Origin of the sequence: Streptomyces sp. NPDC015127 (assembly GCF_043080095.1) — a bacterium.
Taxonomy (GTDB): domain Bacteria; phylum Actinomycetota; class Actinomycetes; order Streptomycetales; family Streptomycetaceae; genus Streptomyces.
The window spans coordinates 496,183-517,238 of sequence record NZ_JBIBVE010000002.1 but is presented as its reverse complement, the minus strand read 5'-3'; the positions used below and the strand labels follow the sequence as shown (position 1 = coordinate 517,238).

At 72.1% G+C, this 21,056-nt stretch carries 18 protein-coding genes and 1 pseudogene; 9 read left to right on the top strand and 10 right to left on the bottom strand.

Going from position 1 to position 21,056, the window contains the following annotated elements; all coding sequences use genetic code 11:
* Nucleotides 1–2: 2 nt before the first annotated feature.
* From ACF08N_RS05590 to ACF08N_RS05575, 4 genes are all read right to left on the bottom strand, one after another.
* The gene (locus tag ACF08N_RS05590) at nt 3–1,526 is read right to left on the bottom strand and encodes an APC family permease (RefSeq protein ID WP_392323295.1); all 1,524 of its coding nucleotides are present in this window, start codon (nt 1,524–1,526) and stop codon (nt 3–5) included.
* A 194-nt stretch (nt 1,527–1,720) separates the two neighbouring features.
* On the bottom strand, nt 1,721–2,236 hold the full coding sequence (locus tag ACF08N_RS05585) for a GNAT family N-acetyltransferase (protein ID WP_392323294.1): 516 nt from the start codon (nt 2,234–2,236) through the stop codon (nt 1,721–1,723).
* 319 nt (nt 2,237–2,555) lie between these two features.
* Nucleotides 2,556–4,139, bottom strand: coding sequence for an amidohydrolase (locus ACF08N_RS05580; RefSeq protein ID WP_392323293.1), 1,584 nt, complete (start codon nt 4,137–4,139; stop codon nt 2,556–2,558).
* 10 nt (nt 4,140–4,149) lie between these two features.
* Nucleotides 4,150–5,595, bottom strand: a complete 1,446-nt coding sequence (locus tag ACF08N_RS05575; RefSeq protein ID WP_392323292.1) for an APC family permease — start codon at nt 5,593–5,595, stop codon at nt 4,150–4,152.
* Between the two features lie 125 nt (nt 5,596–5,720).
* On the opposite strand from ACF08N_RS05575, the gene ACF08N_RS05570 reads away from it, so the two are divergent.
* Together ACF08N_RS05570 and ACF08N_RS05565 are read left to right on the top strand one after the other, a co-directional pair.
* Nucleotides 5,721–6,353, top strand: coding sequence for a TetR/AcrR family transcriptional regulator (locus ACF08N_RS05570; protein WP_392323291.1), 633 nt, complete (start codon nt 5,721–5,723; stop codon nt 6,351–6,353).
* Between the two features lie 95 nt (nt 6,354–6,448).
* Nucleotides 6,449–6,604, top strand: a complete 156-nt coding sequence (locus ACF08N_RS05565; protein WP_392323290.1) for a DUF6131 family protein — start codon at nt 6,449–6,451, stop codon at nt 6,602–6,604.
* A 170-nt stretch (nt 6,605–6,774) separates the two neighbouring features.
* On the opposite strand, the gene ACF08N_RS05560 is transcribed toward ACF08N_RS05565, so the two are convergent.
* Complete coding sequence (locus tag ACF08N_RS05560; protein ID WP_392323289.1) at nt 6,775–7,425, bottom strand: TetR/AcrR family transcriptional regulator; 651 nt, start codon at nt 7,423–7,425, stop codon at nt 6,775–6,777.
* Between the two features lie 132 nt (nt 7,426–7,557).
* Between ACF08N_RS05560 and ACF08N_RS05555 the strand changes: the two genes are divergently transcribed.
* The 6 genes from ACF08N_RS05555 (at nt 7,558) to ACF08N_RS05530 (ending at nt 14,699) form a co-directional block, all read left to right on the top strand.
* Nucleotides 7,558–8,436 carry a metal-dependent hydrolase gene (locus ACF08N_RS05555; RefSeq protein WP_392323288.1) on the top strand — a complete coding sequence of 293 codons (879 nt, stop codon included), beginning with the start codon at nt 7,558–7,560 and terminating at the stop codon, nt 8,434–8,436.
* Nucleotides 8,437–8,612: 176 nt separating this feature from the next.
* A complete protein-coding gene (locus tag ACF08N_RS05550) occupies nt 8,613–9,707 on the top strand; it encodes a PDR/VanB family oxidoreductase (protein WP_392323287.1) in 1,095 nt (364 codons plus the stop codon).
* Nucleotides 9,708–9,747: 40 nt separating this feature from the next.
* The gene (locus tag ACF08N_RS05545; RefSeq protein WP_392323286.1) at nt 9,748–10,617 is read left to right on the top strand and encodes a M24 family metallopeptidase; all 870 of its coding nucleotides are present in this window, start codon (nt 9,748–9,750) and stop codon (nt 10,615–10,617) included.
* Nucleotides 10,617–12,389, top strand: a complete 1,773-nt coding sequence (locus tag ACF08N_RS05540; protein ID WP_392323285.1) for an SDR family oxidoreductase — start codon at nt 10,617–10,619, stop codon at nt 12,387–12,389. The genes ACF08N_RS05545 and ACF08N_RS05540 overlap by 1 nt, the downstream gene beginning before the upstream one ends.
* 200 nt (nt 12,390–12,589) lie before the next feature.
* On the top strand, nt 12,590–13,612 hold the full coding sequence (locus ACF08N_RS05535; RefSeq protein WP_392323284.1) for an NAD(P)H-dependent flavin oxidoreductase: 1,023 nt from the start codon (nt 12,590–12,592) through the stop codon (nt 13,610–13,612).
* A gap of 352 nt (nt 13,613–13,964) precedes the next feature.
* Entirely contained in the window at nt 13,965–14,699 is a 735-nt protein-coding gene (locus ACF08N_RS05530) for an alpha/beta fold hydrolase (RefSeq protein ID WP_392323283.1), read from the top strand.
* A gap of 260 nt (nt 14,700–14,959) precedes the next feature.
* Here the strand turns inward: ACF08N_RS05530 and ACF08N_RS05525 are convergent, their stop codons facing one another.
* Both ACF08N_RS05525 and ACF08N_RS05520 read right to left on the bottom strand, forming a co-directional pair.
* On the bottom strand, nt 14,960–15,235 hold the full coding sequence (locus tag ACF08N_RS05525; RefSeq protein ID WP_392323282.1) for a hypothetical protein: 276 nt from the start codon (nt 15,233–15,235) through the stop codon (nt 14,960–14,962).
* A gap of 336 nt (nt 15,236–15,571) precedes the next feature.
* Complete coding sequence (locus tag ACF08N_RS05520; protein WP_392323281.1) at nt 15,572–17,536, bottom strand: glycoside hydrolase family 5 protein; 1,965 nt, start codon at nt 17,534–17,536, stop codon at nt 15,572–15,574.
* Between the two features lie 239 nt (nt 17,537–17,775).
* On the opposite strand from ACF08N_RS05520, the gene ACF08N_RS05515 reads away from it, so the two are divergent.
* Nucleotides 17,776–18,189 (top strand): SMI1/KNR4 family protein, encoded by a 414-nt coding sequence (locus ACF08N_RS05515; protein ID WP_392323280.1) that lies wholly within the window; start codon nt 17,776–17,778, stop codon nt 18,187–18,189.
* Between the two features lie 370 nt (nt 18,190–18,559).
* On the opposite strand, the pseudogene ACF08N_RS05510 reads toward ACF08N_RS05515, so the two are convergent.
* From ACF08N_RS05510 to ACF08N_RS05500, 3 genes and pseudogenes are all read right to left on the bottom strand, one after another.
* A pseudogene (locus ACF08N_RS05510) lies at nt 18,560–18,949 on the bottom strand (Tat pathway signal sequence domain protein); the annotation flags it as partial.
* Between the two features lie 153 nt (nt 18,950–19,102).
* Entirely contained in the window at nt 19,103–20,119 is a 1,017-nt protein-coding gene (locus tag ACF08N_RS05505) for an MASE1 domain-containing protein (RefSeq protein ID WP_392323433.1), read from the bottom strand.
* A 66-nt stretch (nt 20,120–20,185) separates the two neighbouring features.
* Nucleotides 20,186–21,046, bottom strand: coding sequence for a PP2C family protein-serine/threonine phosphatase (locus tag ACF08N_RS05500; RefSeq protein ID WP_392323279.1), 861 nt, complete (start codon nt 21,044–21,046; stop codon nt 20,186–20,188).
* Between the last annotated feature and the right edge of the window lie 10 nt (nt 21,047–21,056).

Here is a 21,056-nt window from a genome sequence, read left to right as displayed (position 1 = left end):
GGTCAGCTCTGGGTGACGGCGGTGGCGTCGGTGGCGGGTCGCTCGCCGTCATCGGTGCGTTCGGTCGCGTCCTCCAGGACGATCCGGCCGATGATCTCGTACCGGTCGGGCCGCCTGGCCTTCAGGTAGAGGCCGAGGCCGAGGCCGCCGAAGAAGACGGCTCCGACGATCCACGGGATGGCGGCGAAGAAGACCGAGTCGGCTGCGAGTCCGGCGGCGGTCTCCATGTTCAGCACCAGCAGGACGACGACGGCGATCATGCCCACGCCGCCGAGCAGCGGTGCGGTGAGGGTCCTGAACCAGTGCCGGTCCTCGGGGTGGTTCCGGAGGAAGTAGCCGATGACGGCGAACGAGCACAGCGTCTGGACGATCAGGATCGCCATCGTGCCGAGGATGGCGAGCAGCGTGTACAGGTGGATGTACGGGTCCTGGCCGGTCAGCCAGAAGGCGCCGACGAGCACGACGGCGATGGCGCTCTGGACGTAGGAGGCGATGTACGGGGAGCCGTGCGAGCGGTGCGTACGGCCGAGGGCCGGGTGCAGGAAGCCCTCGCGTCCGATCGCGTACAGGTACCGCGACGCGCACTGGTGGAAGGCCATGCCGCAGGCGAACGAGCCGGTGAGCAGCAGCCATTGGAAGGCGTCGACGGCCCAGGCTCCGATGAACGCGGTGGTGGGGTCGAAGAAGAGGTCGAGCGGGCTGGTGGAGGCGGAGACCTCGACGGCGCCTCGCAGCCCGTTCCCGGCGATCGTCATCCACGAGACGTAGATGTAGAAGAGCCCGACGCCGATGACGGAGACGAGCGTGGCGCGGGGGATGACGCGCTTGGGGTCCCGGGACTCCTCGCCGTACATCGCGGTCGACTCGAAGCCGACCCACGACCAGAAGGCGAAGAAGAGGCCGAGACCGGCGGAGGCGCCGGTGAAGGCGTTCTTCGGGTTGACGGGTTCGAGCGGGATTCCGTCGGGGCCGCCGCCGGCGAGGAGTACGGCGGTGGCCACGGCGAAGAGGACCGCGATCTCGGCGACGAGCATCACGCCGAGTGCCTTGGCGGTGAGGTTGATGTCGAAGTACGCGAGGACGCCGGTCACCGCGAGCATCGCCACCGCGTACACGATCCACGGCAGGTCCACGCCGAGCTGGTCGGCGACGGTCGTGCGCGCGAAGTAGGCGAAGACGCCGACGATCGATGCCTCGAAGACGATGTACGCGAGGACGGCGAGCATCCCCGAGGCCATGCCGGCGATCCGGCCCAGGCCGTGGGAGATGTAGCCGTAGAAGGCGCCGGCCGCGGTGATCCGTTTCGCCATGGCGACGTAGCCGACGGAGAAGACGGTCAGGACGAGCGTCGCGAAGAGATAACCGGCGGGCGCGCCGGTGCCGTTGCCGAATCCGACGGCGATCGGAAGGTTGCCGGTCATCGCCGTGATGGGGGCGGCGGTCGCGACCGCCATGAAGACGACGCCGACGAGGCCGACCGAATTCGCCTTGAGCCGCTGCACCTCGGGGGTGCGGTTGTCTGCCATGGCGAGAGAGCTTCCTCCGACGTGACCCACGCCACAATCGACAGGTGGTCGAACAATTGCCCAACCCGGCAGACGAGTTGTCGTCCCGGAGGGCTTCCGCGAGGGCCTCTCCGCCCGTGGGGCCCTCGCCGGGCCCCTCGTCGAGGCGCCGGGGGCCGGCCGCGGGAGCACTCCGCAGCCCAGCCCCCGGCGGTTCACCTCCGGGTCGGGTCCACTGCCGTCATACGGAACCGGACCATGTCCCCGTCGCCGCTCATGCGCCGCATCCCGGCCTTCTCCAGCACACGGACCGATGCCGGGTTCGACAGCTCCACCTGCGCGTGCACGGTGTGCACGCCCGGTGCGGTCAGGGCGAACTCCGCGAGGGCGCGGGTGGCTTCGGAGGCGTAGCCCCTGCCCCGCCGGGAGGGCACGACGCCGTAGCCGATTTCGAGGGCCCCGTCGGTGGGCGGCCAGAACAGGCCGATGGAGCCGACCAGCAGCCCACCGGCCCGTTCGATGATCAGCCGGTGCCCGTAGGTGTTCAGGGCCTCGGGGTGGCCGGTGAGGAACCCCGCGATGACGCGGTCGCCCTCGGCGGGGAAGTCGTCCGCCCAGTGGGCGGCGGAGGCGCCACCGAGGACGGCGGCGAGGTCGCCGGCGGACCATGTCCGCAGCACGAGGCGGTCGGTGGTCAGATCCGTACCGGTGGATGAGAAGAAAGAGGACACGCGACTCTCCTGGTCGTCTTGACGACCGGACCGCTCACACTCCGCGCGCGGCCCGGACAAGGGCATGGCGATGACGGGCCTGGCGGGCCATATGCATCAACCTCCCTTGTCGCAGCGGCAGTCGCGGCGTTCGCACGCCCAGGGATCGTATCAACGCGTGCCCGGCGGCTCACCAGCGCGCGATGGGGCGCATCGCGGTGACCATATGACGTCAACCAGCCGGATCCCCAGGGCCACCGTGGGTCGGCGGGATCGACACCTGAGCCCGTTGCCGGGGTCCCTCTGCGGGCCCGGCGTATTCGCCGGGCCCGCGGGCGCACTATCCCGCCGGGCGGTGGGTGATGTGTCCTCCGGTCATGGTCAGCAGGACCGGCGCCTCGGCGACCTCGTCCGCCGGGGCGTCCACGGGATCGAGGCCGAAGGCGGTGAGGTCCGCCCTGCGGCCGGGAGTGATGCGGCCGGCCACGGCCTGTTCCCCGCCCGCCACGGCCGCGTGCGTGGTGCAGCCCTCCAGTGCCATCAGGCCCGTCAGTCCGGCGCGTGACGACGCGGCGCCCTTCGGGGCGCGGGCGGTCGACAGCACCTCGCGGGCGTCGTAGTGGGCGATCGGCCAGTCGGAGCCGAGCGCCAGCCACGCTCCGGCGTCCCGCAGGTCGCGGCAGCGCCAGGCACGGCCGGCCCGTTCGCCGCCGAGCCGCCGGGACCATTCGTCGGTGCGGTCGGCCCGGGTGTACGCGGTGTGCGGCGGCTGCATGGAGGCGATCACGCCCAGCTGCGCGAAGCGGGGGATCTGCTCCTTCGGCACGGTCTCGATGTGTTCGATGCGGTGCCTGAGCCGTGCGCCGGTGCCCAGTGCCTCGACGGTGTCCAGCACGTGCCGGACGGCGGCGTCGCCGATGGCGTGGGTGGCGGTGCGCACTCCGGCGGCGTGCAGTCGGTGGACGGCCGCGGTGTACGCCTGCGGATCGGGCCAGAAGGCGTCCGTCCCCTGGCCGTGGCAGTCCGCGTGCTCCAGCCACGCGGTGCCGCCCTCGACGGTGCCGTCCATGAAGAACTTGACTCCGTCGACCTGCCAGTGGCGTCCCCCGCGGGCCTGGAGCGCGATGAGCTCGTCCAGGTCCGCTGCGGTCGCACCGGGCATGCACCAGGGCGCGAGGCGCAGGCGCAGCGGCAGGACGACCTCCTCCTCGACGGCGGCGAGGAGTTCGGGGACGTCGCCGTCGCCGAGGTCCATGACATGGGCGCCGGTCAGTCCGGTCGCCGCCATCGCGGAGAGCAACTCGACGAGGCGGGCCCGGCGTTCGCCAACGGACGGCTTGGGGACCAGCACGCTCACCAGGTCCATGGCGGCGTGCTCGATCAGGTGTCCGGTGGGGCGGCCGGTGCTGTCGCACACCACGGTCGCTCGCTGGTCGAAGGACCGGGGCCCCTCGATGCCGGCGGCCCGCAGTGCGGCGCCGCTGACGAGGGCGGAGTGGCCGTCGTAGAGCCGGATGAAGGCGGGTGCGCCGGCGAGGACGTCCTCGATGAGGTCGCGGTCGACGGGCTTGCCGCCGAAGACGTTGTGGTCGAGACCGTACGCGGTGATCCAGCCGCCGGTGCGGACCGCCGAGCGCAGGGCGGTGCGCAGCTGGTCGAGGTCGCGTACGGCGGAGAGGTCGGTGCCGGTGGCCATCTCCAGTCCCCAGACGGGGTGGCTGTGGCTGTCGGTGAGGCCGGGGACGAGGGTCGCACCGGGCAGGTCGATGCGCACGGTGTCCGGTCCCCGCCACGGGCGTACGTCGTGCTCGTCCCCGACGGCGGCGATGATGCCGCCCTTGACCGCGACGGCGGTGGCGTGCGGACGGGCCGGGTCGAGGGTGTGGACGCGGGCTGCGGTGAGGACGATGTCTGCGGTGGGCACGGACGGTTCCTTATTCGTTCGGTTCGGTGGCGAATCCGGCGTACGCCTCGGGCCGGGTGCGCCGCAGCCACAGGGCGAGCCCGATGCCGACGAGGAAGACGGCGGGGACGAGCACGACGAGGACGGTGTTGACGAGGGGCGACGCGCCGGTGAAGAGCGCGACCTTCGAGACGACCAGCCAGATGGCGACGACGAGCAGGACCGCGGCGGCCACGGGTGCGACGACGGTGCGCATCCGGCCCTCGCGGTGGCTGACGCGGCGGAAGTAGCAGGGGACGGCGACGGCGGCGAGCAGCATCAGCGCCATGAGCCCGATCATGCCGGGGGTGTTCACCCACAGCAGCAGCTGCGTGTAGGGGTCGGCTCCGGCGGCCGCGAAGCCGAGGACGACCACGGCTCCGAGGACCGTCTGGGCGATGCCCGCGACGTAGGGGGAACGGTGGCGCGGGTGCACCGTGGCGAGCGCCTTGGGCAGGACGCCTTCCTCGGACAGGGCGAGGCCGTAGCGGTTGATGGCGTTGTGGAAGGCGAGAAGCGACGCCAGGATGCTGGTCACGATGAACACGTGCATCAGGTCCGCCGCCCAGCCGCCGACGTAGGTGGTGATGGCGGTGAAGAACAGCCCGCCGGGGTCGTCGCCCGCCGCGGCGACGACGGCTTCGTCGCCGAAGGCCTGGATCACGGTCCAGACGATGAACGCGTAGAAGAGGCCGAGGAATCCGACGGCGATGTAGGTGGCACGGGGGATGGTGCGGGACGGGTCGCGGGCCTCGCGGCGGTAGATGACGGTGGACTCGAAGCCGGTGAAGGCGGAGAAGGCGAAGGCGAGGACCGCGGCGGTGCCCGGGACGAGGACGTGTTCGGGGGCGAAGGAGCCGAGGCCGATGCCGCTCGCGCCGCCCTTGATCAGGACGCCCCCCGCGAGCAGCAGGAGGATTCCGGTTTCGGCGACGAGCAGGACGCCCAGCACCTTGGCGCCGAAGTCGATCGAGCGGAAGCCGCCCCACCAGATGAGCAGCAGTCCGGCGAGCGAGACCGGCAACCAGGGGATGTCGATGCCCCACAGTGCATGGGCGGTGTCGGCGGTGGCCGTTCCCAGGAGGCCGTAGACGCCGATCTCCATCCCGTTGTAGCCGATCATCGCGAGCAGGGCGGCGCCCATGCCGACGGGCTTGCCGAGGCCGCGGGTGATGTAGGCGTAGAAGGCGCCCCCGCTGCGGACGTTGCGGCTCATCGTGGTGAAGCCGACGGCGAAGATCGCCAGGGTGATCCCGGCGAGCAGATAGCCCGCCGGGGCGCCGATGCCCCCGAGCACGATGGCGATGGGGGCGACGCCCGCCATCACGGTGAGCGGGGCGGCGGCGGAGACGACGAAGAAGGCGATGTCGGCGGTGCCGAGCGTGCCCGGGCGGAGGTCGGGAGCGGAGCCGGCTCTCACCTCGGTGGTTGCGGACATGCGGGGATAGCCCTTCTGCGAAGCGGCGGGAGGACGGGCGCGATCCGTAAACCTAAAGGCTTTCGGTTGTGGCAATGTAGCTTCCACCTGGGCAGCGGGGAAGACATCGACGGGGAGCAGCGCACATGGGACGGCCGCGGACACCAATGCTGGACAGGACGCGCATCGCGGCAACCGCGCTGCAACTCATCGACGAGCAGGGCGAGTTCAGCGTCCCGCAGATCGCCCGGCGACTGGGGGTGCAGACCGCGTCGGTGTACCACCATGTGGACGGCCGGGACGGGATCGTCGAGCTGATGCGTGAGCGGGTGTGCGACGCCATCGACACCCGGACCCTCGACCTGCGGCCGTGGGACACCGCCATGACGATGTGGGCCCGCTCCTACCGCGCCGCCTTCGCCGCCCATCCGCGGGTGATCCCGCTGCTGATGACCTCGCCGGTCCGCGCCCCGAAGGTCCTGGAACAGTACGAGCAGGCCGTCGGCCTGCTGCTCGGCGCGGGCTTCCCGCTCGCCGAGGTGATGAACGTGATCATCGCCCTGGAGAACCTGGTCCTGGGCTCGGCCCTGGACCTCGCGGCGCCGCAGGCGATGTGGGAGCTCGCCGACGAGGCGGCCACGCCGCAGCTGGCCGGCGCGCTGGCCGCGCTGTCGCCGCGCCGTGCGGACGCCGCGTTCGAACTCGCCGTGACCGCGTGCATCGCGCACTTCCGTACGCTCCTGGCCGCGTCCGAGCCGGGGGCCGGCGCGCAGCCGTAGGCCGTCACGACCACGCGGCCCGGCCTCAGCCCGTTTGCGTCCGGGGAGAGTGGAAAGCCGTACAGCACAGGGCCGCTCCGACAACGGAGGGAAAAATGATCATCCTCGGGCTGATACTTCTCATCGTTGGCGCCGTCGCCAACATCGGCATCCTGTGGACCATCGGCATCATCCTGATCGCGGTCGGGGCGATCCTCTGGCTGCTCGGCGCGGTCGGCCACGCGGTCGGCGGTCGCCGCCACTACTGGTGACCCGTCCCCGGTCGGAACGCCGCCCCCGCAGGCAGCACCGCTTGGTACGCAGCACCACCAGGCAGCACCGCTTGGTACGCAGCACCGCCTGGTACGCAGCACCGCTGTGAACACCTCACCGCCCCGTCGGCCACCGGCCGGCGGGGCGGTGCTGCGTACAGCGGGATGCGTCAACGGGACGGGTGCACACCGATGCCGGCGAGGATGCGCTCCCACCCGGCGTCGTCGTCGACGGCCGTCCTGACCAGGGCGTAGAAGCTGCGTTCGCACAGATCGATCAGGGCCGTCCGCTCCATCGACGGCTCGTCCAGCCATGCCAGGACGACTTCCTCCATGTACGCGAGCCACCCCGCCACGGCCAGCGCGACGGCCGGGGTGTCCGGCGCGCCCGCGGCACGCAGCGCGTCCGAGAGCCAGCCGGCGAGCGTGGACCTGGCCGAGCGGTGCAGGGTGCGCATCCCGCTGCCCGCGTTCAGCCGGGTGACGGCCTGATAGACGGTCGGATGCCGGGACACGTACGCGACGAAGGTCTCCATGCCGGAACGCAGTTGCTCGGCCGGGCCCAGGGCCGGGTCGGGCCGGACGTGCGCCAGCAGCTCCTCCGCGGCCGCCTGGAGAATCGCCTGCCGGAACGTGCGCTGCGACCCGAAGTAGTGGAAGAGCAGCCCCGGCGAGACGCCGGCCTCGGCGGCGACCGCTTCGACGGAGATCTCGTCGATGGTGCGGGCCTCCAGGATCCGGCGCGCCGCGGCCAGGATCTGGGTCCGCCGGTCGGTCGGAGGCATCCGCGACGCGCGGGCGGAGGAGCTGTGCCGAGTCATGTCCCCATCCTATTGACAAGAAGTCGATAACTTCTACTGTTGAGTAACCCTCAATAAGGGGCGCGGCCGGACGACGCCGTCCCCTTCCGGGTTCCTGCCCGCCCCCTCGCAACGCGTCGGAGGAGTGCCCGTATGAGCACCATGGAAGAGCACGACGATCTGGTCCTTCAGCCGCGGGACGTCAGCTTCGACTGGACGCGGCTGCCCCTGCACTGGATCCCCGGGCGGCCGATGGCCACCCATGTCGTCAACGTCCTCCACCTGCTCCTGCCGGAGGGGGAACGCTGGTTCGTGCGGACCTTCCAGGAGGCGCTGCCCCTGATCACCGACGAGAAGCTGCGCGAGGAGGTCCTCGGCTTCATCGGGCAGGAGGCCGTCCACGCCGAAGCCCACCAGGGCGTCCTGGACCACCTGCTGGCCCAGGGCCTCGACCCCCGTCCCTACGTCGAGCAGGTCGAGTTCGTCTTCGGGCGGGTCCTGGGCACGCGGCCGGGTCTGTCGGAGGTGCGGCGGCGTGAGCAGGTGATCGAGCGGGTCGCCATCATCGCCGCCGTCGAGCACTTCACCGCGTTCCTCGGCGACTGGGTGCTCAACGCGAAGGGGCTCGACCGGGCCGGCGCCGATCCGACGATGCTCGACCTGCTCCGCTGGCACGGCGCCGAGGAGGTCGAGCACCGCAGCGTGGCGTACGACCTCCTGCGGCATCTCGACCCCGGATACCTGCGGCGCATCCGCACCATGGCCGTCGGCGGCCCGGTGCTCTTCCACCTGTGGATCCGCGGGGCCCGGTTCCTGATGGCGGCCGATCCGACGCTCCCGCCGGGCGCCCGGCCGACCTGGCGCGCCTACGCGGAGGCCGCGCGGCGGGGGCTGCTGCCGCGGCTCGGCAGGCTGACGCGCTCCGCGTCGCGCTACCTCAGCCCCCGCTACCACCCCTCGCAGGAGGGCTCGACCCAGCAGGCGGTCGCCTATCTCGGTTCCTCTCCCGCTGCCCGCGCCGCCGCGCACTGAACGGGCGCGCGCCCACCCGCTGCCCGCGCGCGCCGTGGGCACACCGTCCGGCTCGCGACGATGCACCAACCCGGCCCCGCCGCGCCCCCTGGCACCGGAGCGCGGCACGGCGCACGAACCCGCCCGCGCCCCGCGCCGTACGCCCCCGATCCGCCGTACGCCAGACAAGGACCCCGATGAGCCGCCACCGCGCCCCCGCGCCACCCGACCTCTACGGAAGAGGCCGCAGCGACCGCCTCATGCGCTTCCTCGCCGCGTTCTCCGACGTCTACCTCCCCGCCGTCACCCGGGCCGACCGCTACGGACAGCGTCCGCCCCTGCCCACGGCCACCGGCCTCGAACTCGTCGTCGCCGCGCGCGAGACCGAGGCCGACGACGTCGTGTCGCTGCGGCTGACGGCACCGGACGGCGCACCGCTGCCCCGCTGGCAGGCCGGCGCCCACCTCGACCTGCGCCTGCCGTCCGGGCGGGTACGGCAGTACTCGCTGTGCGGCGCGGCCGACGACCGGTACGCCTACCGGATCGCGGTTCGCCGGATCGCCGGCGGAGGCGGTGGTTCCGTCGAGGTGCACGACACCTTGCGAGTCGGTTCGCGGGTCACCGTCAAGGGGCCGCGCAACGCGTTCCCCTTCGCCGCCGAGCCGGCCGTGCTGTTCCTCGCGGGCGGCATCGGCATCACGCCGGTCCTGCCGATGGTCCGCGAGGCCGCCCGGCTCGGACTGGACTGGCACCTGGTCCACACCGGCCGCACCCGCGCCTCACTGCCGTTCGCCGCCGAACTCGACGCGCTCGCGGCGCTCGGCGGCGACCGGGTGGAGATCCTGCCCGACGACGAGTACGGCGCTCCCGACGGTGCGAAGCTCCTCGGCCGCGCGCCGGCCGGAGCCGCCGTCTACTGCTGCGGCCCCGGCCCCATGCTGGATTCCGTACGCGGGGCCTTCGACGGCAGCGGCGCGTCCGCCCTGCACTTCGAACGGTTCACCGCAGCGCCGGTCCGCGACGGCCGGCCGTTCGAACTGAGGCTGCGACGCAGCGGTGCGGTGCTGCCCGTGCCCGCCGACCGGTCCGCGCTGGACGTGCTGCTGGCGCGGGACCCGGCGACCCCCTACTCCTGCCGCCAGGGTTTCTGCGGCGTGTGCACCCAGCGGGTCACCACGGGCACGGTCGACCACCGGGACGGCCGGCTCACCGAGCAGGAGCGCGCCGACGGCCGGATCCGCGTGTGCGTCTCCCGCGCACCCGAGGGCTCCCGCCTCGAACTGGACCTGTAGTCCCCTCCCCCGACACCACGGACACCACGAAGGCGAGACCATGAGCACCGACGCGACAGGCCGCACGACACGCTCCTCCCGCATGCCCTCGTTCCCGTTCGACGACCACGACCTCGACCGGTTCCGCGCCCTCCAGCAGCTCGCCTACAGCTGCGCCCAGCGCGTCGGCGACTGGCTGGAACCGGGCGTCACCGAACGCCAGGCCGCGGCCCGGCTGCGCCGTGAACTGGTCGCCGAAGGCGTCCAGGACTTCTTCCACGTGCCGTTCGCCTGGTTCGGCGACCGCACCGCGTTCCGGCACTTCCGCACACCGCTGCAGTTCTTCGCCAGCGGCCGCCGCCTCGAAGAGGGCATGTCCTACGTCCTGGACTGCGCTCCCGTCGTCGACGGCTACACGGCCGACATCGGATACGCCGGGAAGATCGGCGACAACCCCGTCTGGGACAAGATCGCCCAGGACCTGCGCGAGTACCGCGAACTCATCGTGCGTGAGGTGCGGCATCGCAAGCCGCTCGACGAGGTGTACGCGGCCGTGGACGCGCTCATCGCCCGGCACGGCTACGACAACCGGCACAAGGTCTACCCGGGCCGGGTCATCGGACATCAGGTCACCCGGATGAAGGCCCGCGGGCCGGCCGGGGTCACCGTGTTCGGCTTCGGCGTGCGTACGCTGCAGACCCTGGGCCGCGAACTGATCAGCGAGCGGCTGCACGGCCGGTCCCCGCTGTGGGCCGACGGCCGTTCCTCCCGCCACGCACCGACCCCCGGGCTGTGGGCGGTCGAACCGCACATCGGATTCCGGGACGTGGGCCTGAAGTTCGAGGAGCTGCTGGTGGTCACCGAGGACGACGCCTACTGGCTCGACGACGACCTGCCCCACGTCCGCCGCTGGCAGCAGGCCGCAGCCTGATGGCCGCCGCAGAGACCCCAGGCGCCCTGGGCGAGCCCCGCCGCCGCACCGTGCGCTCCGGCGGCGTCCCGCTCGCCGTGTACGAACAGGGCGACCCCGCCCGGCCCACCGTGCTGCTGGTGCACGGCTACCCCGACACCCACCGGGTGTGGGACGACGTCGCCGCCGCCCTCGCCGCCGAGCACCACGTCGTGCGCTACGACGTACGCGGCGCGGGCGACTCGGGGCAGCCCGCCCGCCGGCGCGACTACCGCCTGGAGCTGCTCGCCGAGGACCTGTTCGCCGTGGCCCGGGCCGTCAGCCCCGACCGCCCCGTGCACGTGGTCGCACACGACTGGGGCTCCATCCAGTCGTGGGAGGCCGTCACCCATCGCGACGCGGCCGACCGCATCGCGTCGTACACCTCGCTCTCCGGCCCGTGTCTGGACCACGTCGGACACTGGATCCGCCACCGCCTGGCCAGGCCCACGCCACGGCATGTCGCCCAGCTCCTGGGTCAGTTGGCGCACTCCTGGTACATCGCCGCCTTCCATCTGCCCGTCCTCGCCCCCGCCGCCTGGCGGCACGGGCTGGCCGACCGCTGGGGCACGGTGCTGCGCCTGGCCGAGGCGGTGAGCCCGCGACCCGGCCACCCACAGCCCACGCTGGCCGAGGACGCGGTACGCGGCATCAACCTCTACCGCGCCAACATGCTGCCCCGGCTGCTGCGCCCGCGGGCCAGGCCCACAACGGTGCCGGTGCAGCTGATCGGCCTCACCCGCGACCATTACGTCAGCCCGGCACTCGCCGAAGGCGTCGAACGCTGGGTCCCGCACCTGTCGCGGCGCACCGTGCCCGCCACCCACTGGTCCGCACTGCTGGAGAAGGGAACCACCGTGGCCCGTATGGTCAAGGAGTTCGTCGCCCGCCACGAGGGGCGGACCGCACCCGCGCCGAGCCGGTCCCATGAGGAACGCAAGCCCTTCACCGGCAGGCTGGCCGTCGTCACCGGCGCCGGCAGCGGCATCGGCCGGGCCACCGCCCTGGCCTTCGCCGAGCAGGGCGCCGACGTCGCGCTGTGCGACCTCGACGTCGAGGCCGCCGAACGCACCGCCGAGCTGGCCCGCCTGCTCGGGGCCTCGGCCCGTGCCTGGCGGGTCGACGTCTCGGACGGCACGGCGGTCGACGCCTTCGCCGCCGGCGTCACCGCGGAGTTCGGCGTGCCGGACATCGTCGTGAACAACGCGGGCATCGGCCACTCCGGCACTTTCCTGGAGACGACGGAGGAGGAGTGGCGGCGCGTCCTGGACGTCAACCTGTGGGGTGTCATCCACGGCTGCCGCGCCTTCGGCAGCCTCATGGCCGAACGCGGCGAGGGCGGGCACATCGTCAACCTCGCGTCCGCCGCGGCCTATCTGCCGTCCAAGATGCTGGCCGCGTACGCCACCAGCAAGGCCGCCGTGTTCATGCTCTCCGACTGTCTGCGCGCCGAGATGGCCGGCTTCGGTGTGGGCGTCTCCGCGATCTGCCCCGGCATCGTCAACACCAACATCACGAGGACGACGACGTTCTCCGGCCTCGACGCCGCGCAGGAGGCGGCGCGGCAGAAGCGGTTCTCCGGCATGTACGCCAAGCGGAACTTCCCGCCGGAGAAGGTGGCCGACGAGATCCTGCGCGCCGTCACCTCCGACCGGGCGGTCGTGCCGGTCACCTTCGAGGCCAAGGCGGCCCGCGTGCTCGGCCGCCTCTCCCCCGGCCTGCTGCGCACCGCCGCCCGCCTCGACATCGGCTGATCCCACGCGCCGCGACGCCACCGGCTCCGGTACCGCGGGGGTCTCTACCGCGGGGGTCTCCCGCCCCGGTACCGCCGGGCACGGGCGCGGCTCGGGCCGGGGCTGCCGCGCGGGGGCAGTTCTGCCTAAAGAGCGTTCTATGGATCACTCGTCGGCATCCGGACCGTCCAAGACCTGCTCGACCGCCCGCCCCGCTGCGAGTGCGTTCGGTTCGCCAAGTCCGCTACCGTCAGTCCATGTTGCATACGAGATTCACCGATATGTTCGGTCTCGCCTACCCGGTGATGGCGGCCCCCATGGGCTTGCACAGCGGCGGGACACTCGCCGCCGCCGTGTCCGCTGCCGGCGGACTCGGCTCCTTCGGGGGTACGCATCCCTGGAAAGGGCCTGACTGGATCCGCGCGGAGATCGCGACCATCCGCGCCGCGACGGACCGGCCGTTCGGAGTCGGCTTCATCACACCGTTCCTCCCCTTCACCGAGCCGCTGTTCGACGCCACGCTCGAGGAGCGACCAGAGATCGTCGCATTGTCGTTCGCCGACCCCCAGCCGTGGCTCACTCGGGCCAAGGACGCAGGCGCCCGGGTGATGTGCCAGGTCCAGACCTACGACGACGCCGAGCTGGCCGTCGCCGCGGGAGCGGACGTCCTCGTGACGCAGGGCACCGAGGCCGGCGGCCATACCGGGATGATGGGGCTGCTGCCGTTCCTGGCCGGGGTCGTGAAGCGGTATCCCGACATTCCGGTGCTGGCCGCGGGCGGCATCGCCGACGGCCGAACGCTCGCGGCCGTTCTCACCGCCGGCGCGGACGGCGCCTGGCTGGGCACGGCGTTTCTCGCTACGCCTGAAGCGGTCGAGGTGCACGACGTCCACAAGCGCCTGATCATCGAGAGCGACGGCGGCGACACCGTATGGACGCGGGCCTACGACATCGTGTCGGGACTGCCCTGGCCGGCGGCGATCGGCGCACGCATGCGCCGCAACCGGTTCACCGACGAGTGGGCGGATCGCGAACCAACGCTGCGGGACCGCAAGGAGGAATTCGCGCCCCCGGAAGACGTCAACCCCTTCGACGCCCCACCCGACCCCGACACGAGCATGATCCTCTACGGTCAGTCAGCGGCCCTCGTCGATGCCATCCGCCCCGCCGCGGACGTGGTACGCCAGATCAGTGATGAGGCCGAGGCCATCCTGAACTCACGGCCCCGCTCGCTGCTCAGCTGACCGACCCTGCGCCCCCACGTCATTGACCGGACCTGGCCCCCATCGGGCCGCGCCGGCTCGACATCCCCTTCCCGATCCCTAGCTCTTCCTCGGACACACCACCGAGGGTGCGCGGAAGCGGGCCGCGCGAACGGTCAGGTGGGCGGTGACGGCTTGCTCCCCAGGGGTGGCCGGGCCGGATTGTCGCGAGTAGGTCTGCCGCAGCCCAGCACATTCGGGGCGTGGAGTCAGCCGTGACGGTCACCGGGCGCGGACACAAAAGGACTGACCCGTCAGGATCCGCTGCGGGCTACCGGGCATCTACTAGCGTCTGGGCATGGAGCTAGCGCACAGAAGCCGGGGCAGCGGGCCGATGCTCGTGGTGATCCAGCAACTGGATCGGGAGGGGTGGGGCCCGGTTGTTGACCGCCTCTCGCGCGAGCGCGAGGTTGTGGCCGTCGACCTGCCTGGCTTCGGTGACAGTCCCCCGTTTCCTCAGGGGACGACCCCCACGGTCGCGGCGCTGGCCGACGCAGTCATTGCCTGGCTCCGCGCCGCCGGCCTCGGGCGCCCACCGGTGGCAGGGAACTCGCTCGGTGGTGCTGTCGCGATCGAAATGGCACGCGCCGATGCCGTCGGCAGCGCCACGGCACTTTCCCCGATCGGCCTGTGGACTCGACCGGAGGCCATCTACGCGACCGGCTCGCTTCGGTTGGCGGGCATGTTTGCGCGCGCAGTCGATCACCGTACTCAACTGGTGGCGGGCAATCCGGTGGGGCGCACGCTCGCATTCTGGCAACTCGCTGCGCGGCCGTGGGCTGTCCCCGAACAGACCGCCCGCGACGCGTTGCACAACTTGGCTCGCTCACCGGGATTCGAGGCGACGCGGCGGGCGGTCCGCACGTATCGGCTGACGAGCTTCGTCCCCAAGGTGCCCGTCACTATCGCGTGGGGCACGCGTGACCTGCTGACGCCGCCGCATCAGGCCCGACGCGCTGCGCGGCGGCTGCCGCAAGCACATCACGTCAGTCTGAAAGGCTGCGGGCATTCGCCGATGTCCGACGATCGCGAAGCGGTGGCCGATCTCGTGTTGACGGGCAGCGGCTGAAGTGCACTCTGCGGCCGCGGGCTGGAGGCGGCCTTCCTGATCAGCCCCGCTCGTCCTCACCGAACCTCCCGAGGTACGCCGGGAAGCAGGCCGGCGAACAGTGCGTAATGGAGCGTCTTCTTCTGTCGGGGGGTGTTGGGTAACTCGTACGGTGTCGGCCGATGGTGCGACGCATGGAGGCGTGTGAGGATCCGCCCGTGGAGTGCTATGTGTGTGTGGGGGCTGTGGCGTTGGCCGGAGGGTCGTCGCGGACGGTCTTCCTAGCCGATGTCCACGTTCACCGCTTCGTAGATCTTCGGCTCGACCCTCGGAAAACCACCGTCCTCGAAGATCGGCGCCGCCTTCTCCATCCATGCCCCGAAAGCCTCCTTCGACTCCCACAGGTCGACCACGAGCCAGCCGCCGTCCGACGGGGCCCCCGCATGGGAAATGAAGCCCTCCGCCGGCCACCACGGCGCCGCGTGGATGTTCGCGTGGTTGGCCAGGTACTGCTCCTTGGTGACGCCCGGCAAATCGACGATGACGATGATGGCCATAGTGCTGCTCCCGTGAAGTCAGGGGCGGGGGACGCCTCCAGTCGAGCAGCCCGCCCCAGCCTCCGCACGGCGGCGTGAGCCGCCCGGGCTACTGGTCCGGACCGTAAGCAGCACCGTCGTCCCACCTGCCACAACAGACGTTCGCTACCTCAGCCAGCCCTGAACACCCCGCCACCCGAAGCGCAACAAAGCATCCTGCTGGGACAAAACGCTCCTTCACAGGGGCCTGCCCGGGGGCGACGGGCGCTCCGCCGGCGGCGGGGCGCCGAGAGGGCCGGCGCCCCCGCCCTGCCCGGTGCCCGGCGCCGGGCGCCGGGCGCCGGGCGCCGGGCACGATCAGCGCAGTGGGCGGCAGAGCAAGGCGTCCGGTCTGCCCGGCGCCCCCGCGCGGCGAGTGAACGCGACGCCCGCGACGTACTCGTCGTCGGCGCACTGGCCCTTGTAGTGGCCGTGCGCGAAGTCGCCGCCCGAGGGCGCCGGCGGACGGTTGTCGTGGCGGTCGAACCAGACCGTCCGGTCCGCCGTGCCCAGCGGCGTCGCGGCCGGGGCGCACAGGGCGGCTGAGACGGCGGCGCCGCGGACGCTGTACCCGATGAGGAAGTGGCCGGGCGCGCACTGGAGTTTGGTCCAGCCGCTCGCCCAGTCACGGCCCGGGACCACGTACCGCTCGTCGCGCACCGCCTCGTGCGCGCGGTCCGGCGCCCACAGGTCGCGGGCCGAGGCGTCGGTGCACAGGCCGCGGTTGCCGGTGTGGCTCAGTCCGGCGAGACGTTGCCCGTCGGAGCAGGCCGCCTTGCGTGCGCCCGTGTCCCAGTCCCCCGCGGCCCGCATCCGCGCGGACTGGACGAAGTCGCCGTGGTCGGGACTGAGCATCGACCACCGGTCCACGACGGGGACCTGGCCCGTCCTGCCGTCGGCGCCGGTCAGCCGGGACCATGCGCCCGCCCGCCAGTCGTCGCCGTCGAAGACGCCGATGCGCCGGCCGGCGCTGTCCCAGTGGAGCAGCGCCCAGCCGTTGCCCTTCTTGTCCTCGTGCCAGCCGACGAGCGGCCAGTAGGCGAAGTCGGCGTCGGCCCGGATCAACTGGTCGACGAAGTTCTCGAACCACGCGCGCTGCTTCTCACCGTGCTCGTCCCGCCCGCCGATCCCGAACTCGCTGATCCACACGGGCGCGGTGAAGTGCTGGTCGTTTCTGGCGGTGACGTAGAAGGCCTGTTGGTGCAGGACGTCCTCCAGAGCAGCGGGCGTGAGGTCCCGGTAGCGGGGGTCCGAGGTCTCGCCGGTCCCGGTCGCGCCGCTGTGGTGAGGCCCGGTGTAGTCGTAGAAGTGGGCCGAGTACACGAGTTTGCCCGAGGTGACGAGCGTGTGCGAGAGCCGCTGGACGGGCTCCAGGGTGGGGCGACCGTGCGGGAGGCCGTCGACGGGGACACCGGTCCAGTTGATGCCCTCGACGATCACGAGGAGGTCCGGATTCGCCTCCTGGAGGATGCGGTCACCGAGCCGCTGGGAGGCGGCGAACCAGTCGTGCCGGTCCCCCAGGCCCCAGTTGGGGTCGTCCCACAGGGAACGGCGCACCTCGTTGTAGAGGTCGGCGCCGACGACGCGCGGGTTGTTGCGGTAGCGCTTCGCCATGAAGAGCCAGTCGTCCTCCCAGGCGCGGTCGCTCTGGCCGGCGTTCCAGCGCTCGTTGCCGTCCAGGCCGCAGCACCAGCGGGTGGTGTTGGTGTGGTTGTTGAGGATCACCGCGAGCCCGGCTCCGGTGAGAGCGCTGACGGCGGCGTCGTACACCTCCAGGTGTGTTCTGCCGCGCAGCCCGGGGTTGGCCGCGACGGCGGCATCGGTGACGGGACGCGTGTCGTGGACCATCTCGTTGGAGAAGGGCAGGCGGACGCTGTTGAGCCCGAGTTCACGGAAGCCGACGACGATCTCGCCGAGGGGCGCGCGGTCCAGGCCGAGCGGGATGCGCCCGGACATCTCGCCCGCGTGGTGGTTCGCCGGGTCGTCCGGGCTGCCGGACCCGGTCCAGGTGCCGGAGGCACCGTGCCAGTTCCCGGACTTGAGCTTGAACCGGTTGCCTTCGGCGTCGACGATGTACCGGCCGCGGGTGCTGAGCGGGGGCGTCCAGTCGGCGGCGGACCGCGTGGCCGGGCCGGCGGCGGAGGCGGGCGCCGCCGACGCGGCCTCGCCCGGTGGGCCTGCGGGGAACAGGCCCAGCACGAGCGCCGCCACGGCAGACCAGAAGAGGGTCCTGTTCACGGCTCTCCGTTCCGGCGTACGCAGGGACCGCGCGGCTCTTGACATGACACCGACATAATGACGGACCGCCGCACCGGTGAACAGAGGCGCCGGCCAAGGCGGCAGAGGCCGGACAACGGTTGTGCTCCTCCGACCGGGACCGGACGGTGAACTGTCCGACCCGGCTCCTACGATGCGGTCATGGCACGTTCTGAGGATCTCCGGCACCTCTTCTGGGACACAAACAGCACCTACGGAGTGCAGCCGCCCTGACCGAGGAGGCGATTCCGGAGGCCGAGGACCTGTTGAACGTCACCCTCCCCAGCACCCTGCTCGACCTGCTGCGCCATCAGAACGGTGGCCAGGTCTCCCCCAGCAGGGATGCCTTCCCCACGAGCCGGCCGACATCGTGGAGTGCCGACCATGTCCCCTTCGACTGCCTGATGGGCATCGGCCGCAGCGGGCAGGCGCTGTCCCTGCTCGACAGTCCGTACCTGGCCGACGAATGGGGTCTTCCTCCGGCAGTGGTGCTGATCTCGGGCGACGGGCACTACTGGATCGGACTCGACTACCGGGCCTGCGGCCCGCACGGGGAACCGTCCGTCACCTGGTTCGACACGGACGACAACTCGGAGCTGGCCCTCGCGCCGGACCTCCGCTCCTTCATCGAGGGCCTCGCCCCAGCCGACGAGTTCGAGAACGAGCCGAGCGAGCACTGAGGCCCGACCGACTCACCCGCACAGAGCGGCCCACCAGCGGGGCCGACGCTCCCCGCGCCGCCCCTCGGGGCGCCCGTCAGGCCGGCAGACCCCACGGCGGTGCCGGCTCGTTCGCGGGCACCGGGCGGATCCGCAGGTCGGGGCGGTCACCGCGGGCCGTGATCAGCGCCGTTTCGCCCTTGCCCAGCGGGACGCGGACCGTGCCGTCGGCGACGTCCTCGTACGGCAGCGGCCGTCCCCGGTCGTCGCGGACGTCGACCGGACCGTCGAGGCCGTGCCGCACGACGCAGGGCGCACCGGCCTCGCTGGTCAGCCGCACCCAGCGGGTACGCCCCTGTTCCCGGACCGCGCCGAGCAGGAAGGCGCCCGTTCCGACCGGTTCGAGGGTGAAGTGCCGCCCGATCGGCAGCCGGGCGAGGCCGAACAGGGACCCGAACTGGGGCCGGTGGTCCTGCACTTCCGAGTGCGGCACGGTGAAGCGGATCGCGTTCTCGCCGCCGGGCTCGGCGTAGATGCCCGAGCCGAGGCGGCCGTTGCCCAGGAAGGGCCCTTCGTACCAGGTCCTGGGCATGCGCTGCCAGACGAGGTCGGCGTCGTCGAGGACCGCGCACCAGGCGCCCTCGGAGCGTCCCGGTGCCGCGGCGATTCCCGGTGCCGCGCCGGCCCCGGACGCCGCCCGGGCGGCGGGGACGCCTCCCGTCGCGAGGGCACCGCCGAGCGCGGTGCCGGTGGCGAGGACGGTTCTCCTGGACGTGACCATGGACGCCTTCCCGGCGGCTCGTCGGGTAACTCCCCTAAATTCATCCGAGCTTTCTCACCGAGGGAGGCAGAGATGAGGCGTCGGACCAGTCAACAGACCGGGAGAGATCCGATGAAAAGCAGGCGGGCCGCGACCGTCGTAACGGGCGTGGCGCTACTCGTCCCCGCCCGCCGCCTCCGACGCGCCTCTCCTGCCGTCGACCACCGGCCACAGGTGGGCGGTCTCGCCGGGCGCGAGCTGGTCCACGACCTCCGCGAGGGCCGAACACGCCTGTTCGATCCGGCGGCGGATGCCGATCTGCTCGGTGACGATGGCGGCGAGCAGCAGGGCCGTCAGCGCGGCACAGCCGTTGAGGGCCTGGAGGATCACCATGAGCTCCAGCAGCGTGCGGCCCGCGAACGGCCCGGCCCCTGCCGTCGCGGCCGAGATCGCCAGCACCGAGATCAGCAGGGCGCACGGGGCGGATCCGGGCAGCTGGAAACGCAGGGCCGCCCAGATCAGCACGGGGAAGACCAGGAAGAGCAGGGACAGTTCGATCCGGGTGACGACAAGCGCGACCCCGGCCGAAGCCAGGGAAAGGGCGACGGCCTCGGTCCACCAGTAGGGCCGCGTGTCGCGGGGCAGCCGGGCGCGGCGCAGCACCAGCAGGAGCGGCGTGATCACGAGGACGCCCATGGCGTCGCCCGCCCACCACGCCGACCACACCGACCAGAACTCGCCGAGCGGCAGCGACCCGCTCCACACCAGCGTCAGCCCGCCGAAGGTGGCGCTGATCAGCATGCCGCCCAGCGCTCCGAGGAACACCAGCGCGAGCCCGTCCCGCAGCCGGTCGAGCTCCGGCCGGAAGTCGATCCGCCGGAGCATCAGATACGCGGCCACCGGCGCGGCCGTGTTCCCCACGAGCAACCCAGTTGTCGAGAAGTCCACGGTGTCGATCGTGGCGATGACGGCGAGCACCCCGACGGCGATCCCCGGCCACACCCGGGCGCCCATCCACAGCAGGCAGCTCAGGGCGATCCCGGTGGGCGGCCACAGCGGTGTCACGACCGCCCCTTCGACCACCACCTGCTGGAGGAGGCCGATCTGTCCACCGGCCCAGTAGGCGGCGGCGACGGCGAGCATCCGCAGCAGCGCTGCGGCCGGACGTCGGAGGTGTTCGCTACGGGGCACGTCTGTCATCAGACAACGTTCCCGCCTCCGCGCGCCGCCCTGACACGCGTTGCCCGCGCCGTGGATCTACCGGCTGTCCGACGGCCCCGGGGATGCCGGGCTGCTCTCGTCGGGATCGTGGACGAGCACCAGGACCGCGGCGTCGTCCGTGTGGTCCGTGAGGCCGGCGACGCCCATCACCTGTGATGCCAGCTCGGAGGCCGAGGCGCCGGTGGCGACCGCGGAGCGGACGAGGCCGGCCACGGCGTCGAGACCCGCCTCGATCGGATACGACGGCCCTTCCACCACGCCGTCGGTGAGCAGGACGAAGGCGCCGCCGGCCAGCCGGCGCCGCGCCACGGGATACACCTCGCCGGGCAGGATGCCGAGCGGCACGCCCGCCTCGTCCTCGACGACCCCGCCCTGCCCGCCGGACGTCGCCCACACGGCGGGCACGTGGCCGGCCCGGGCGCTCTCCAGCTCGCCGGTGGCCGGGTCGAAGCGGAGGAAACTGCAGGTCGCGAAGAGGCCGTGGTCCACGGAGAGCAGGAGTTCGTTGGCCCTGCCCAGGACCTCACCCGGGTCCGTGGTGGCGGTGGCGACGGCGCGCAGCCCTATGCGGACCTGTCCCATGAACGCGGCGGCCTCCACGTCGTGGCCCTGCACGTCGCCGATCGAGAAGCCGAGCGACCCGTCGGGCAGCACGAAGCCGTCGTACCAGTCACCGCCGATGTCGAGGCCGTTGCGCGCCGGCGCGTACTCGGCCGCGACCCGCAGTCCGGGCACTTCGGGCAGGCCGGTGGGCAGCATCGAACGCTGGAGGGCCTCGGCGAGCTCGACACGGGCACGCTGGCGCTCCGCGCCCTGCCGCACCCGGTCCGTCAGCCGTCCCAGGGTCGTCAGGAGATCGTCGGCGGTCGCCGATCGCGAGGGACGACGCCGGGTCATGGACCTCTCC